A 15,795-nucleotide genomic window follows, 5' to 3' on the forward strand; every position below is an offset into this window, starting at 1 on the left:
AAGATGTCCGTTCGTCGACTAGCCGAAGATCAATTCCAGCCTGCCGCCTTCGCCTTTAACCAGGAGAACACGGCTTGGGCTGAAAAGACGATCAAGAAATATCCCGAGGGCCGCCAGCAATCCGCGATCATCCCGCTGATGATGCGTGCGCAGGAGCAGGATGGCTGGGTCACCAAGGCGGCCATCGAAAAGATCGCCGATATGCTTGATATGGCTTATATCCGGGCGCTCGAAGTCGCCACCTTCTACACGCAGTTCCAACTGCATCCGGTTGGCAGCCGCGCCCATATCCAGGTCTGCGGCACGACGCCCTGCATGTTGCGCGGCGCCGAAGGCCTGGTGAAGGTCTGCAAGAGCCGGATCGCCGACCACGCGCTGGAACGCAACGCCGAAGGCACGCTCTCCTGGGAAGAGGTCGAATGTCAGGGCGCCTGCGTCAACGCACCGATGGTCGTGATCGGCAAGGATACCTATGAGGATCTGACGCCGGAACGTCTCGAAGAGATCATCGACGCATTTGTCGCAGGCAAGGGCAGCGAAGTGCAGACCGGTCCGCAGATTGATCGTGTTTTCTCCGCACCGGAAGGTGGTTTGACGTCGCTTCTGGATTCGCCGGCGACGAAGACGAAGAAGAAGGCTGGTGCTAAGGTTGCCGCCGAAACGGTTGTGCTGCCGCCATCCGAGGCAGCCAAGCCCGTTAGCAGCGATGCTGAGACCAATCCGGCGCTGAAGAGCCCGGCCGATGGCAAGACCGCGCTGCCCGCCGAGCATCCGAAGGCGGCTCCGGCCAAAGAAGACAATACGGCTGTCGGCGACAAGGCTGAGTAAGAGGTAAGGTATGTTACAGGATCAGGATCGCATCTTTACCAATATCTACGGTCTCAAGGACAAGTCCCTGAAAGGCGCGATGAGCCGCGGCCACTGGGACGGCACCAAGCAGATCCTCGAAAAGGGCCGGGACTGGATCGTCAACGAGATGAAGGCATCGGGCCTGCGCGGCCGCGGTGGCGCCGGCTTCCCGACCGGGCTCAAGTGGTCCTTCATGCCAAAGGAAAGCGATGGCCGTCCGCATTACCTCGTCGTCAATGCCGACGAGTCCGAGCCCGGCACCTGCAAAGACCGCGACATCATGCGCCACGATCCGCATACGCTGATCGAAGGCTGCGTCATCGCCGGTTTCGCCATGGGTGCGAACACGGCGTACATCTATGTCCGCGGCGAATATATGCGCGAGCGCGAAGCCCTGCAGGCCGCGATCGACGAATGCTACGATGCCGGTCTTCTCGGCAAAAACAATAAGCTCGGTTGGGATTTTGATGTTTTTGTTCATCATGGCGCCGGTGCCTACATCTGCGGCGAAGAAACCGCGCTGCTCGAAAGCCTGGAAGGCAAGAAGGGCCAGCCGCGCCTGAAGCCGCCATTCCCGGCCAATATGGGTCTCTATGGCTGCCCGACAACCGTCAACAACGTCGAGTCGATCGCCGTTGCGCCGACGATCCTGCGCCGCGGTGCCGGTTGGTTCTCCTCCTTCGGCCGTCCGAACAATGTCGGCACGAAGCTGTTCATGCTTTCCGGCCACGTCAATCGTCCGTGCACGGTCGAAGAAACGATGGGCATCACCTTCCGCGAACTGGTCGAGAAGCACGGCGGTGGCATTCGTGGCGGCTGGGACAATCTGCTCGCTGTCATTCCCGGCGGTGCGTCGTGCCCGGTCGTTCCGGCGGCCGACATCATCGATTGTCCGATGGATTTCGACGGTCTGCGCGAAGTCAAGTCGTCCTTCGGTACGGCGGCTGCGATCGTCATGGACAAGTCGACCGACATCATCAAGGCGATCGCCCGTATCTCGGCCTTTTTCAAGCATGAGAGCTGCGGCCAGTGCACGCCGTGCCGTGAAGGCACCGGCTGGATGTGGCGCGTGCTGGAGCGTATGGCTCGGGGCAATGCGCAGAAGCGCGAAATCGACATGCTGTTCCAGGTGACGAAGCAGATCGAAGGCCACACCATCTGTGCGCTCGGCGACGCCGCCGCATGGCCGGTACAGGGTCTGATCCGCAACTTCCGCCCGGAAATCGAAAAGCGCATTGACCAATACACGGCCAATGCCACAAGCCACGGCGCGGTGCTGGAAGCGGCCGAGTAAGGACGATGATGGCGAAGACCACGGATACAAGGCAGAACAGCGGAGTGGCCGATGCATCGGCTGATCTCGGCCGTATTGCTGCGGATATGCTGCGGAATTCGCCAGTCTTGTCGATCAATCCGCTAATGGCACATCCGGCTGCTGCATTTGCTGCGGCGACCGCAATCGGGTTCGGCTTCTCGTCGCAAATGGCCGGTGCATTCTTCGGCGCGCTGCAAAGCGCGGTCGAGGCGACCAACAAGTTCGCTGGTTCGCTGGACGAGAAGAACAATGTCGCTGTGGAAGAAAAGCCGGCGGCAAAGAGCGAAGTGGCAGGGGAGGCGACGCCGGTGAAGGCATCGCCTGCTGCCAAACCGGTGACAGTAAAGCCGGCGAGGGTGCAGAAGGCCGAGCCGAAACCCGTTGCTGTGAAGGTGGAGCCGGCAAAGGCGCCCACGAAGGCCCCAGTCAAGGCCAAGGTTGTTGCCGTAAAGCCGGTTGCGGCAAAGCCGACCACGGCGCCTGCACGCAGCAGCAAAGTCGCCGTGAAGACGGATGACCTGAAGCGGATTTCGGGCATCGGTCCGAAGCTGGAGCAGGTTTTGAACGGGCGCGGTATTCTGCGCTTTGCCGATATCGCCGCCTGGAACGAGGCGGATGTCGAGCGGATCGATGCGGAACTCGGTTTCGATGGCCGTATCCGACGCGACGATTGGGTTGGCCAGGCGATGGCGCTACAGCCGAAAGGCCGGAGTTGAGAGTTTCTTCGGCTGCGTCCCGAGCGGCCGAGGGTGTGAATGAGGCGGTGAGCATCTTGCGGGCGCGGCCTGTGATGTCTCAGCCAAGATGCTGATCTTGTGGGGCAAGGTTCGGCAAAGGTGATTGTGAGCAAGACCGGTGCCACGCGGCTCAAATGCCGCGCCGGTGGCGAGACGGTGTTGCGATCATGAAATTGTCTGCGGCCATATACGGCGGCAGACGTGACATAGGACTGAGTGGACGATGGCAAAACTGAAGATTGACGGTAAAGAGATCGAAGTTCCGGATCACTACACGCTTATCCAGGCGTGCGAGGAAGCCGGCGCCGAAGTCCCGCGCTTCTGCTTCCATGAACGACTGTCGGTGGCCGGCAATTGCCGCATGTGCCTCGTCGAGGTAAAGGGCGGCCCGCCGAAGCCGCAGGCTTCTTGCGCCATGGGCGTGCGCGATATCCGCGGCGGCCCGAATGGCGAGCTTCCGGAAGTCTTCACCAACACGCCGATGGTCAAGAAGGCCCGAGAAGGCGTGATGGAATTCCTGCTGATCAACCACCCGCTGGATTGCCCGATCTGCGACCAGGGCGGCGAATGCGACCTGCAGGACCAGGCCATGGCCTTCGGCATCGACTCGTCGCGCTATCAGGAAGACAAGCGCGCCGTTGAAGACAAATATATCGGCCCGCTCGTCAAGACCGTGATGAACCGCTGCATCCACTGCACGCGCTGCGTCCGCTTCACGACGGAAGTCGCCGGCATTTCCGAACTCGGCCTGATCGGCCGCGGCGAAGACGCCGAGATCACCACCTATCTCGAGCAGGCAATGACCTCCGAGCTGCAGGGCAATGTCGTCGACCTCTGCCCGGTCGGCGCGCTGACCTCGAAGCCTTTCGCCTTCACGGCCCGTCCGTGGGAACTGAACAAGACCGAATCGATCGACGTCATGGACGCGCTCGGCTCGGCCATCCGCGTCGACACCCGCGGCCGCGAAGTCATGCGCGTTCTGCCGCGCGTCAACGAGCAGATCAACGAAGAGTGGATCTCCGACAAGACCCGCTTCATTTGGGACGGCCTGAAGACGCAGCGCCTGGACAAGCCCTATGTCCGCAAGGACGGCCGCCTGCAGGCTGCGACCTGGAGCGATGCTTTCGCCGCCATCAAGTCCGCGGTTGCCGCCACCAGCGGCGACAAGATCGGCGCGATCGCCGGCGATCTTGCTTCCGTCGAGGAAATGTACGCGCTCTCGGAGCTGCTGAAGTCGCTGGGATCGGAAAATCTCGACTGTCGCCAGGACGGGACGGCGCTTGATCCGTCGCTTGGCCGCGCAAGCTACATCTTCAATCCGACCATCGAAGGCATCGAAGCTGCCGACGCGCTGCTGATCATCGGCGCCACGCCGCGCTTCGAAGCGGCCGTGTTGAACTCGCGCATCCGCAAGCGCTGGCGCAAGGGCAAGTTCCCGATCGGCGTGATCGGCGAACATGCCGACCTGCGCTACTCCTATGACTATCTCGGCGCTGGTCCGGATACGCTGGCTGATGTCGTCAGCGGTTCGCATGGCTTCGCCGACGTTCTGAAGAATGCACAGAAGCCGATGATCATCATTGGCCAGGGTGCTCTCATTCGCGAAGACGGCGCCGAAGTGCTGGCGAATGCCGCCAAGCTCGCTGCCGCTGTCGGCGTCGTGACGGATGGCTGGAACGGCTTTGCTGTACTGCATACGGCAGCGTCCCGCGTTGGCGGCCTCGATCTCGGCTTCGTACCGGGGGCAAAGGGCGTCAACGCTGCGGCGATGCTGTCCTCGATGGACGTCCTCTTCCTGCTTGGCGCTGACGAGCTCGACTTCACCCGCAAGGGCGCGAAGTTCGCCGTCTACATCGGCTCGCATGGCGACAACGGCGCACACAATGCCGACGTCATTCTGCCGGCCGCCACCTACACCGAAAAGTCGGGTACCTGGGTCAACACCGAAGGCCGCGTTCAGATGGGCAACCGCGCCGGTTTCGCACCGGGCGATGCTCGCGAAGACTGGGCCATCATCCGCGCCCTTTCCGATGTACTCGGCAAGAAGCTTCCCTTTGATTCGCTGAGAGAATTGCGTGCCAAGCTCTATGCTGCGTTCCCGCATTTCGCAGGCATCGACGAGATCGCCGAAGGCGATAGCGCCCAAATTGCCGCACTCGCGAAAAAAGCTGGCGCGATGGGTAAATCCGGGTTTGCTTCGCCGATCAAAGACTTCTATTTGACGAACCCGATAGCGCGTGCCTCGGCTGTTATGGCCGAGTGCTCGGCATTGGCCCGCAACAATTTCCAGGCTGCGGCAGAGTAAGGGCAGAGGACTATGGATTCATTCGTTTCGACCTATCTTTGGCCGGCGCTGATTATCATCGGTCAGTCCGTGTTGCTCCTGGTCTGCCTACTGATCTTCATCGCCTATATCCTTCTTGCCGACCGCAAGATCTGGGCGGCGGTTCAGTTGCGCCGCGGCCCGAACGTCGTCGGTCCTTTCGGCCTGTTCCAGTCCTTCGCCGACCTTTTGAAGTTCATGGTCAAGGAGCCGATCATCCCGGCCGGCGCCAACAAGACCGTCTTCCTGCTGGCACCGCTCGTCTCCGTGGTCCTGGCGCTCTCCACCTGGGCCGTCGTGCCGGTGGCGCATGGCTGGGTTATCGCCGACATCAATGTCGGCATTCTCTACATTCTGGCGATTTCGTCGCTCGAAGTGTACGGCATCATCATGGGCGGCTGGGCTTCGAACTCGAAGTATCCGTTCCTCGGCGCGCTGCGCTCCGCCGCGCAGATGGTGTCCTATGAAGTCTCGATCGGCTTCGTCATCGTTACCGTGTTGCTCTGCGTCGGCTCGCTGAACCTGACCGATATCGTCATGTCGCAGCAGACCGGCCTCGGTACCAAGCTCGGCCTGCCGGCTTCGTTCCTCGACTGGCATTGGCTGTCGCTGTTCCCGATGTTCATCGTGTTCTTCATTTCGGCGCTCGCCGAAACGAACCGTCCGCCCTTCGACCTTCCGGAAGCGGAATCGGAGCTGGTTGCCGGCTTCATGGTTGAATATGGCTCTTCGCCCTACATGATGTTCATGCTCGGCGAATATGCTGCCGTCGTTCTGATGTGCTCGCTGACTACGATCCTTTTCCTCGGTGGCTGGCTGCCGCCGGTGGATATCTGGATCCTCAACTGGGTCCCGGGCATCATCTGGTTCCTGCTGAAGTCGTGCCTCGTCTTCTTCATGTTCGCGATGGTCAAGGCATTCGTGCCGCGCTACCGCTACGACCAGCTCATGCGCCTCGGCTGGAAGGTGTTCCTGCCTCTGTCGCTTGCCATGGTCATTATCGTTGCATTCGTGCTGAAGCTGACGGGATGGGCATGATGATGTCGTTCCTCGCTTCAAGCAGATTTGGAGGTTGAAGATGGCCGGAATTTCCAACGCCGTCAGCTCGCTGTTCCTCAAGGAATTCGTCGGCGCATTCTTTTTGTCGATGCGTTATTTCTTCAAGCAGAAGGCGACGATCAATTATCCCTTCGAAAAGGGGCCGGTCAGCCCGCGCTTCCGTGGCGAACATGCGCTGCGCCGTTATCCGAACGGCGAAGAGCGTTGCATCGCCTGCAAGCTCTGCGAAGCCATCTGTCCTGCTCAGGCCATCACCATCGAAGCCGGGCCGCGCCGCAACGACGGCACCCGCCGCACGGTGCGCTATGACATCGATATGGTGAAGTGCATCTATTGCGGCTTCTGCCAGGAGGCTTGCCCGGTCGACGCCATCGTCGAAGGGCCGAACTTCGAATTCGCCACCGAAACCCGCGAAGAGCTTTATTTCGATAAGGCGCGGCTTCTGGAAAATGGCGACCGCTGGGAACGCGAAATCGCGCGCAACATCGCGATCGACTCGCCGTACCGCTGAGCGGAATTTTGAATATGCCGTGACGGGCGGCTGAGATTGTCGCCGTCGCGGTGGAATAGAGACCGGGGCTTTGGCGGACGCATGTCCAGCCAAGTCCCATCGGGCAGGGACACTCCCGGCTGCCCGGGGGAAGACGAAAAAGGCACCAACATGGGTCTGCAGGCTCTTTTTTTCTATATCTTCGCCTTTGTCGCGGTGGCGTCGGCGTTCATGGTTATCTCGGCGCGGAATCCGGTCCATTCGGTCCTGTTCCTCATCCTGGTATTCTTTAATGCCGCCGGCCTCTTCCTCCTGATGGGGGCGGAATTCCTGGCAATGATCCTGCTGGTCGTCTATGTCGGCGCCGTCGCGGTTCTCTTCCTCTTCGTCGTCATGATGCTCGACATCGACTTCTCCGAGCTCAGGGCCGGCATTCTGGAATATGCGCCGATCGGCGCGCTGATCGGCATCATTCTCGCCGCCGAGCTGATCGTCGTCATCGGCGGCAGCGTGATTTCGCCTGTTGTCGCCAAGTCGGTTGCCATGCCGATCCCGGCAGTGACGACCCGCACGAACACCGCCGCACTCGGCGACGTGCTCTATACCAACTACGTTTATTTCTTCGAGATCGCCGGTCTTGTGCTGCTGGTCGCGATGATCGGCGCGATCGTGCTGACGCTGCGGCATCGCACCCACGTCAGACGCCAGAGCATTCCGCAACAGGTCGCCCGCACGCCCGCGACCGCCGTCGAGGTGGTCAAGGTCAAGCCGGGGCAGGGCGTCTAAGGCGCGGCACGAGGGTCAAAGGAACAAGAATATGGTCATCGGACTTTCCCACTACCTGACGGTCAGCGCCATCCTTTTCGTACTCGGCGTTTTCGGCATCTTCCTGAACCGTAAGAACGTCATCATCATCCTGATGTCGATCGAGCTCATCCTGCTTGCGGTCAACATCAACATGGTCGCCTTCTCGTCGTTCCTCAACGATATCGTCGGCCAGGTCTTCGCTTTGTTCATTCTGACCGTCGCTGCTGCCGAAGCGGCCATCGGTCTTGCAATTCTCGTCGTCTTCTACCGTAACCGCGGTTCCATCGCGGTCGAAGACGTCAACGTGATGAAGGGCTGATACAGCTATGTTTTTATATAAGGCTATCGTCTTTCTTCCCCTGATCGGCGCGATCATTGCCGGCCTCTTCGGCCGTGGGATCGGCGCCAAGGCCTCGGAATACGTCACCACCGGCTTGATGATCATCGCCGCGGTTTTGTCCTGGATCGTCTTCTTCACGGTCGCGCTTGGTCACACCGACGAACCGATCAAGGTGGAAGTGCTGCGCTGGATCCAGTCCGGCGGCATCGACGTCTCCTGGATGTTGCGCATCGATACGCTGACCTCGGTGATGCTGATCGTCGTGAACACGGTTTCGACCCTCGTTCACGTCTACTCGATCGGATACATGCATCACGATCCGCATCGTCCGCGCTTCTTCGCCTATCTCTCGCTCTTCACCTTCGCCATGCTGATGCTGGTGACGTCAGACAACCTTGCCCAGATGTTCTTTGGCTGGGAAGGCGTCGGTCTGGCTTCCTATCTGCTCATCGGTTTCTGGTTCAAGAAGCCTTCGGCGTCCGCGGCTGCGATCAAGGCCTTCATCGTCAACCGCGTCGGCGACTTCGGTTTCGTGCTCGGCATCGCCGGTGTCTTCGTTCTCTTCGGCTCGATCAACTTCGATGTCATCTTCGGCAACGCCCAGAGCTTTGCCGCAGGGCAGGGTGGTCAGCCGGGCGATATCGTGCTCAACCTCTTCGGCATGCATCTTGATCGTGCGCATGCACTGACCGGCGTCTGCCTGCTGCTCTTCATGGGCGCCATGGGTAAGTCGGCACAATTCCTGCTGCACACTTGGCTGCCGGACGCAATGGAAGGCCCGACCCCGGTGTCGGCGCTCATCCATGCCGCGACCATGGTCACCGCCGGTGTCTTCCTCGTCGCCCGCATGTCGCCGATCTTCGAACTTTCGCCTGACGCCCTGACCTTCGTTACCGTCATAGGTGCGATCACCGCCTTCTTCGCTGCGACGGTCGGTCTGGTGCAGAACGATATCAAGCGCGTCATCGCCTATTCGACCTGTTCGCAGCTCGGCTATATGTTCGTCGCCCTTGGCGTCGGCGCTTACGGCGCGGCTATCTTCCATCTGTTCACGCACGCCTTCTTCAAGGCTCTGCTCTTCCTCTGCGCCGGCTCGGTCATCCACGCCGTCGATGGCGAGCAAGACATGCGTTACATGGGTGGCCTGCGCCCGCATATCCAGAAGACCTTCTGGATGATGATTATCGGCACGGTGGCGATCACCGGTGTTGGCATTCCCTTCACCCATTTCGGTTTTGCCGGCTTTATCTCGAAGGACGCGATCATCGAGGCTGCCTATGCTTCGCACAGCTCGGTCGCTGGCTTCGCCTTCACGCTCTTGGTCATCGCCGCGCTGTTCACCAGCTTCTACTCCTGGCGCCTGATCTTCATGACCTTCTTCGGCAAGCCCCGCGCTTCGCACGAGGTCATGCATCACGTGCATGAATCGCCGAACGTTATGCTGATCCCGCTCTATCTGCTGGCGCTTGGCGCTGTCCTCGCCGGTATGGTCTACAGAAGCGATTTCGTCGGCGAGGCTTATGGCGAGTTCTGGAAGACCGCGCTGTTCACATTGCCCACGAACCACATCTTCGAAGAGATGGAACATGTTCCGGCTTGGGTGAGCATCAGCCCGTTCATCGCCATGCTGCTCGGCTTCGTGCTGGCCTGGTACATGTACATCAAGTCGCCGGAGACCCCGAAGGTCCTCGCACGGCAGCATCGCGTTCTCTATGAGTTCCTCTTGAACAAGTGGTACTTCGACGAGCTCTATGACTTCCTCTTCGTCCGTACCGCCAAGGCGCTTGGTCGCTTCCTCTGGCAGAAGGGCGATATCGGGGTCATCGATACCTTCGGCCCGAACGGTGTTGCTGCCCGCGTCGTCGATGTCACCAACCGCGTCGTCCGCCTGCAGACCGGTTACCTCTATCACTATGCCTTCGCGATGCTGCTCGGTATTGCGGCCCTCGTTACCTGGATGATGCTCGGGAGTTCCCTCTGATGACCGATTGGCCTATTCTTTCAACGGTCACCTTCCTGCCGCTGGTGGGCGTCCTTCTCCTGCTGTTCATGCGGGATGACGGACCCAACGGCCGCCGCAACATCCTGAACGTATCGCTGCTGACCACGGTCTTCACCTTCGTCGTGTCGCTGTATGTCTGGATTGGCTTCGACAACGCCAATCCGGGCTTCCAGATGATCGAGAAGCATGGCTGGCTGAGCTCCGGCATCAGCTATCACATGGGCGTCGACGGCATTTCCATGCTGTTCGTCATCCTGACGACCTTCCTGATGCCCTTCTGCGTGCTGGCGAGCTGGCTCTCGGTCGAGAAACGCCTGAAGGACTACATGATCGCCTTCCTCGTCCTCGAGACGATGATGGTCGGCGTGTTCACGTCGCTGGATATCGTGCTGTTCTACGTCTTCTTCGAAGCCGGCCTGATCCCGATGTTCCTGATCATCGGCGTCTGGGGCGGCAAGGATCGCGTCTACGCTAGCTACAAGTTCTTCCTCTATACGCTGCTCGGCTCGGTGCTGATGCTGCTCGCCATCATGGCGATGTACTGGCAGGCCGGCACGACGGACATCCCGACGCTGCTCGCCTACAAGTTCCCGCCGCAGATGCAGACATGGCTATGGCTGGCTTTCTTCGCTTCCTTCGCGGTGAAAATGCCGATGTGGCCGGTTCACACCTGGTTGCCCGACGCACACGTTCAGGCGCCGACGGCGGGCTCGGTCATCCTGGCTGGTATTCTTCTGAAGCTCGGCGGCTACGGTCTCATCCGCTTCTCGATCGGCATGTTCCCGAATGCGTCGGAATATTTCGCGCCGCTCGTCTACGCTCTGTCCGTCATCGCCATCATCTACACCTCGCTCGTGGCGATGATGCAGGAAGACATCAAGAAGCTGATCGCCTACTCTTCGGTCGCGCACATGGGCTATGTCACCATGGGCATTTTCGCGGCCAACCAGCAGGGTGTTCAGGGTGCGATCTTCCAGATGCTGTCGCACGGCATTGTCTCCGGCGCGCTCTTCCTTTGCGTCGGCGTGGTCTACGACCGCACCCATACCCGCGAGATCGCGGCGTATGGCGGCCTGGTCAACAACATGCCGAAATATGCCGTCGCGATGATGGTCTTCACCATGGCCAATGTCGGTCTGCCCGGCACCTCCGGCTTCATCGGTGAATTCCTGACCCTGATCGGCGTCTTCCGTGCCAACACCTGGGTTGCACTCTTCGCTGCCACCGGCGTCATTCTTTCAGCCGCTTACGCGCTCTGGCTCTACCGCCGCGTCATTTTCGGCGCGCTGGAAAAGGAAAACCTGAAGAAGCTGCTGGATCTGTCGCCTCGCGAACAGCTCATCCTTTATCCGCTGATCGCGCTGACCATCTTCTTCGGCGTCTATCCGGCTCCGATCTTCGATGCGACGGCCGCTTCGGTTGATCTGCTCGTGAACAACTACACCGCAGCCCTGCACGCCGCGCAGAATGTTGCGCTGTCGATGAATTGATGACGGGACTTATTCGACATGACTGCTGACACAATTCTTGCAAGCCTGCATCTTTCCATCCCGGAGCTCATCCTCGCGGTCGGTGCGCTTGTGCTGCTCATGATTGGCGTCTTCTCGGGCGAACGGTCGGGACCGACGGTAACCGGTCTTGCCATTGCGGTTCTTGCGGTGGCCGGTCTCTGGATCATCTTCGTGCCCGGCGAAGGCCTGGCTTACGGCGGCGCCTACCTCGCCGACGGCTTCTCGCGCTTCATGAAGATCGTCGCCCTAGTGGGCTCGATCGTCGCCATGTTCATGAGCATGGGGCATGCGCGCGAGCAGCAGCTCGATCGTTTCGAATTCCCCGTGCTGCTGCTGCTGGCGACCCTCGGCATCCTGCTGATGATCTCGGCACATGACCTGATCTCGCTCTATCTGTCGCTGGAGCTGCACTCCCTGGCGCTCTACGTCGTTGCTGCCATCAACCGCGACAGCGTCAAGTCGACGGAAGCCGGTCTGAAGTATTTCGTTCTCGGCGCGCTGTCCTCGGGCATGCTGCTTTACGGCATGTCGCTGGTCTATGGCTTCACCGGTCACACGACCTTCGATGCCATCGCCACCGCGCTCAGCGCTGAGACCCGTTCGCTCGGCCTCGTCTTCGGTCTGGTCTTCGTGCTCGCCGGCCTGGCCTTCAAGATTTCCGCCGTGCCGTTCCACATGTGGACGCCGGACGTCTATGAAGGTGCGCCGACCCCGGTCACCGCCTTCTTTGCCGCTGCCCCGAAGGTTGCGGCCATGGCGATCCTGACCCGTATCGTGGTCACCGCTTTTCATCCGGTGCTTGCCGACTGGCAGCAGATCATCGTCTTCATCTCGATCGCCTCGATGCTGCTCGGCTCCTTCGCCGCAATCGGTCAGCGCAACTTCAAGCGACTGATGGCTTATTCCTCCATCGGTCACATGGGCTATGCGCTGGTCGGCCTTGCTGCCGGCAACAAGACCGGCGTCTCCGGTGTCATGCTTTACATGGTCATCTACATGGTCATGACGCTCGGCTCCTTCGCCATCATCATGGCGATGCGCCGCAAGGATGGTCGCCAGGTTGAGAACGTCGACGACCTCGCCGGCCTTTCCACGACGAATCCGTTCATGGCGGTCGTGTTGACGGCGCTGATGTTCTCGCTTGCCGGCATCCCGCCGCTCGCCGGCTTCTTCGGAAAGTACTTTGTCTTCGTCGCAGCCATCCAGGCCCATCTCTATGCGCTCGCCATCATCGGCGTTCTCGCATCGGTCGTCGGCGCCTACTATTATCTGCGCGTCATCAAGGTGATGTGGTTCGATGAAGCCAAGGACGAGTTTACCCGCACTGCCGGTTCGCTGCGTCTGGTCTTCGGCCTTTCGGGTCTCTTCGTCGTCACCTACGTCTTCTTCGGCGGTGCTATCGGCGGTGCGGCCGATCTCGCTGCCGCGACGCTGTTTTGATGGCGTCTGACATGAACAGCCGGAAGTCGCTCGCCGACTTCCGGCACGATGCCCTTTCAGTGACCGCGTCCACCAACAGCGAATGCCTGGAGCGGGCGCGGGCAGGCGATGCCGGCAATCTCTGGGTGACAGCGGACCGCCAGACAGGCGGCCGCGGACGCCGCGGGCGCCCTTGGGTGTCCGAACGCGGCAATCTCTATGCTTCCCTTCTTCTGATCGATCCGGCCCCCATGGACCGCCTCGGCTCCCTGCCGCTGGCTGTCGCAATTGGCGTGCATCAGGCGGTGCGTGGCGTGCTGCCTCTGGCCGCGGAGCCCGTCGAGGTCAAATGGCCGAACGATATCCTGATCGGCCGCAAGAAGACCTGCGGCATTCTGATCGAGGGAGAGGCCCTTGCGGATGGACGGTATGCGCTGGTGATCGGCATCGGGATCAATATTGCCGTCAAACCGGAAAACCCGCTCTATCCGGTCACCTACCTGCATGAGCATGGCTCGACCGTATCGCCGGAGGAACTGTTTGCGCATCTCTACGCGTCCATGGCCGAGGCATTGGCCGTTTGGAACAGCGGCAAAGGCGTTCGCGAGGTGACCGCACGCTGGCGTGAGGTCGCTTGTGGCATCGGCGAAAAGATCACCGTGAATCTGCCGGACCGTTCGATTTCCGGCCATTTCGCCGGAATCGATGATAATGGCTTATTGATGCTCGATATCGGCGGCAAGATTTTGCCGATCGCCGCGGGCGACGTTTTTTTCAGATCGTAGGTAAAAGATAGATATGGCAAACCAAGACGAACTGGTGTTTTTGCCACTCGGCGGCGTCGGCGAGATCGGCATGAATCTCGCGCTTTACGGCTATGGCGCGCCTGAGCATCGCCAGTGGATCATGGTCGATTGCGGCGTCACCTTTCCCGGTCCGGACCTTCCGGGCGTCGATCTTGTGCTCCCCGATATTCGTTTCCTCGCCAAGGAACGCAAGAACCTCAAGGGCATCATCATCACGCATGCGCATGAGGATCACTATGGCGCGCTGAACGATCTCTGGCCGGGCCTGAACGTTCCGGTCTACGCGTCCGCCTTCACTGCCGGCCTGCTGGAAGCCAAGCGCGACTACGAAAAGTCGATGGGCGAGATCCCGATCACGCCGTTCAAGGCTGGCGATCGCATCAATGTCGGCCCCTTCAGCATCGAGGGTGTCGGCGTCAATCACTCCATTCCCGAACCGATGTCGCTGATGATCCGCACGCCGGTCGGCAATGTCATCCACACCGGCGACTGGAAGATCGATCACGAGCCGTCGCTCGGGCCACTGACCGACGAGGCGCGTTTCCGCCAGCTCGGTGATGAAGGCGTGCTGGCGCTGATGTGCGATTCCACCAATGCGCTGCGAGACGGCGTATCTCCCTCGGAAAAGGATGTTTCCGAAAGCCTGCGCAAGATCATCGAGGACGCAGAGGGTCGAGTAGCGATCACGACTTTCTCCTCGAATGTCGGCCGTATTCGCACCATCGCCGAGGCTGCCGAGGCTGCGGGCCGCGAGATTTTGCTGCTCGGCAGTTCGCTGAAGCGTGTCGTCGATGTCGCGCGCGACATCGGCATCATGGAAGGCATCAAGCCGTTCATCGCTGAAGATGAATATGGCTATATCCCGCGCGACAAGGTCGTCGTCATCCTGACCGGCAGCCAGGGCGAGCCGCGCGCGGCGCTTGCCAAGCTTTCGCGTGACGAGATGCGCAACGTCGCGCTCGCCGCCGGCGATATCGTCGTTTTCTCATCGCGCGCTATTCCCGGCAATGAGAAGGCCATCCAGGATATCAAGAACGGCCTCACCGAGCAGGGCGTGCATGTCGTGACGGATGCCGAAGCACTGGTACATGTCTCCGGCCATCCGCGCCGCAACGAGCTGCAGCGGATGTATGAATGGACGCGGCCGAAGGTCGTTGTGCCGGTGCATGGCGAAGCGACGCATCTGACCGCACATAAAGAACTGGCCGAACAGTCCGGCATTTCCATTGTGCCGCGGGTTCGCAATGGCGACATATTGCGACTGGCTCCGGGTCCTGTAGAGGTGATCGGCGAGGCGCCGCATGGCCGTATCTTCAAGGATGGCACGCTGATCGGCGATTTCGACGAGATGGGCATTGGCGAGCGCAAGAAGCTTTCCTATGTCGGCCATGTCGCTGTGAATGTCGTGCTCGATGCCCGTTATGATATCGTCGGCGATCCCGATCTCGTTGCTATCGGCCTTCCGGCCTATGACGATGAGGGCGAGGACATGGAAGACACGCTCTTCGATGCCATCGTCAGTGCCATCGAAAGCATCCCGCGCGCCCGCCGCAAGGATATCGACATGGTGCAGGAAGCCGCGCGTCGGGCTGTGCGCGCTGCGGCCAACCATGGCTGGGGCAAGAAGCCGGTCGTGACCGTGTTCATTACCCGCGTAACTGGGCAATAGCGTTACTATCTGGTCGGGGAGGAGGGACGCCATGCTCGGGCGCATCAACCATATCGCGATTGCCGTTCCGGATATTGCCGCCGCTTCCGCCACCTATCGTGACACGCTTGGCGCCAAAGTATCGGCGCCGCAGCTCTTGCCGGAACATGGCGTCACCGTCGTCTTCATCGAATTGCCGAACACCAAGGTCGAGCTACTGGAACCGCTTGGCGACGCCTCGCCCATCTCGGCATTTCTCGCGAAGAATCCCGACGGGGGCATGCACCATATTTGCTATGAGGTGGATGATCTTATGGCTGCGCGTGACCGCCTTATCGAGGCCGGCGCTCGCGTGCTCGGCAATGGCGAACCGAAGATCGGCGCCCACGGCAAGCCGGTGCTTTTCCTGCACCCGAAGGACTTCTTCGGAACCCTCATTGAACTTGAGCAGAGCGCTGATGTCAGCACAGCAGTGTGACATTAGAGCGC

The 15,795-nt window shown here is 60.4% G+C and carries 13 protein-coding genes and 1 pseudogene; all 14 read left to right on the plus strand.

Translation table 11 applies throughout. The features are described 5' to 3' along the window. Window positions 1–3: 3 nt before the first annotated feature. Window positions 4–783 (plus strand): annotated as a pseudogene (gene nuoE, locus GGD50_RS03700) (NADH-quinone oxidoreductase subunit NuoE); the annotation flags it as partial. Between the two features lie 55 nt (window positions 784–838). Then, window positions 839–2,143: an NADH-quinone oxidoreductase subunit NuoF gene (nuoF, locus tag GGD50_RS03705; protein ID WP_028754009.1), complete on the plus strand. Its 1,305-nt coding sequence runs from the start codon at window positions 839–841 to the stop codon at window positions 2,141–2,143. A gap of 8 nt (window positions 2,144–2,151) precedes the next feature. Further along, a complete protein-coding gene (locus tag GGD50_RS03710; RefSeq protein ID WP_107108115.1) occupies window positions 2,152–2,880 on the plus strand; it encodes an NADH-quinone oxidoreductase subunit E in 729 nt (242 codons plus the stop codon). Window positions 2,881–3,124: 244 nt separating this feature from the next. Next, window positions 3,125–5,206 carry an NADH-quinone oxidoreductase subunit NuoG gene (gene nuoG, locus GGD50_RS03715; RefSeq protein ID WP_107107740.1) on the plus strand — a complete coding sequence of 694 codons (2,082 nt, stop codon included), beginning with the start codon at window positions 3,125–3,127 and terminating at the stop codon, window positions 5,204–5,206. A 12-nt stretch (window positions 5,207–5,218) separates the two neighbouring features. Continuing rightward, complete coding sequence (nuoH, locus tag GGD50_RS03720; RefSeq protein WP_107107741.1) at window positions 5,219–6,262, plus strand: NADH-quinone oxidoreductase subunit NuoH; 1,044 nt, start codon at window positions 5,219–5,221, stop codon at window positions 6,260–6,262. Between the two features lie 40 nt (window positions 6,263–6,302). Then, window positions 6,303–6,794: an NADH-quinone oxidoreductase subunit NuoI gene (gene nuoI, locus GGD50_RS03725; protein ID WP_092710917.1), complete on the plus strand. Its 492-nt coding sequence runs from the start codon at window positions 6,303–6,305 to the stop codon at window positions 6,792–6,794. A 150-nt stretch (window positions 6,795–6,944) separates the two neighbouring features. Beyond that, on the plus strand, window positions 6,945–7,559 hold the full coding sequence (locus GGD50_RS03730) for an NADH-quinone oxidoreductase subunit J (RefSeq protein ID WP_104822690.1): 615 nt from the start codon (window positions 6,945–6,947) through the stop codon (window positions 7,557–7,559). A gap of 31 nt (window positions 7,560–7,590) precedes the next feature. Beyond that, entirely contained in the window at window positions 7,591–7,899 is a 309-nt protein-coding gene (nuoK, locus tag GGD50_RS03735; protein ID WP_004122490.1) for an NADH-quinone oxidoreductase subunit NuoK, read from the plus strand. A 7-nt stretch (window positions 7,900–7,906) separates the two neighbouring features. After that, window positions 7,907–9,901 (plus strand): NADH-quinone oxidoreductase subunit L, encoded by a 1,995-nt coding sequence (gene nuoL / locus GGD50_RS03740; RefSeq protein WP_107107742.1) that lies wholly within the window; start codon window positions 7,907–7,909, stop codon window positions 9,899–9,901. Beyond that, on the plus strand, window positions 9,901–11,412 hold the full coding sequence (locus GGD50_RS03745) for an NADH-quinone oxidoreductase subunit M (protein ID WP_107107743.1): 1,512 nt from the start codon (window positions 9,901–9,903) through the stop codon (window positions 11,410–11,412). Before nuoL ends, GGD50_RS03745 begins: the two co-directional genes overlap by 1 nt. Window positions 11,413–11,430: 18 nt before the next feature. Beyond that, window positions 11,431–12,873: an NADH-quinone oxidoreductase subunit NuoN gene (gene nuoN / locus GGD50_RS03750; protein WP_107107744.1), complete on the plus strand. Its 1,443-nt coding sequence runs from the start codon at window positions 11,431–11,433 to the stop codon at window positions 12,871–12,873. Continuing rightward, window positions 12,873–13,637: a biotin--[acetyl-CoA-carboxylase] ligase gene (locus GGD50_RS03755; RefSeq protein WP_107107745.1), complete on the plus strand. Its 765-nt coding sequence runs from the start codon at window positions 12,873–12,875 to the stop codon at window positions 13,635–13,637. The genes nuoN and GGD50_RS03755 overlap by 1 nt, the downstream gene beginning before the upstream one ends. A 13-nt stretch (window positions 13,638–13,650) precedes the next feature. Then, window positions 13,651–15,327 carry a ribonuclease J gene (locus GGD50_RS03760; protein ID WP_107107746.1) on the plus strand — a complete coding sequence of 559 codons (1,677 nt, stop codon included), beginning with the start codon at window positions 13,651–13,653 and terminating at the stop codon, window positions 15,325–15,327. A gap of 31 nt (window positions 15,328–15,358) precedes the next feature. Beyond that, the gene (gene mce, locus GGD50_RS03765) at window positions 15,359–15,784 is read left to right on the plus strand and encodes a methylmalonyl-CoA epimerase (RefSeq protein WP_107107747.1); all 426 of its coding nucleotides are present in this window, start codon (window positions 15,359–15,361) and stop codon (window positions 15,782–15,784) included. Window positions 15,785–15,795: the final 11 nt, after the last annotated feature.

Source organism: Martinezella paranaensis, assembly GCF_014200235.1.
Lineage (GTDB): Bacteria > Pseudomonadota > Alphaproteobacteria > Rhizobiales > Rhizobiaceae > Rhizobium > Rhizobium paranaense.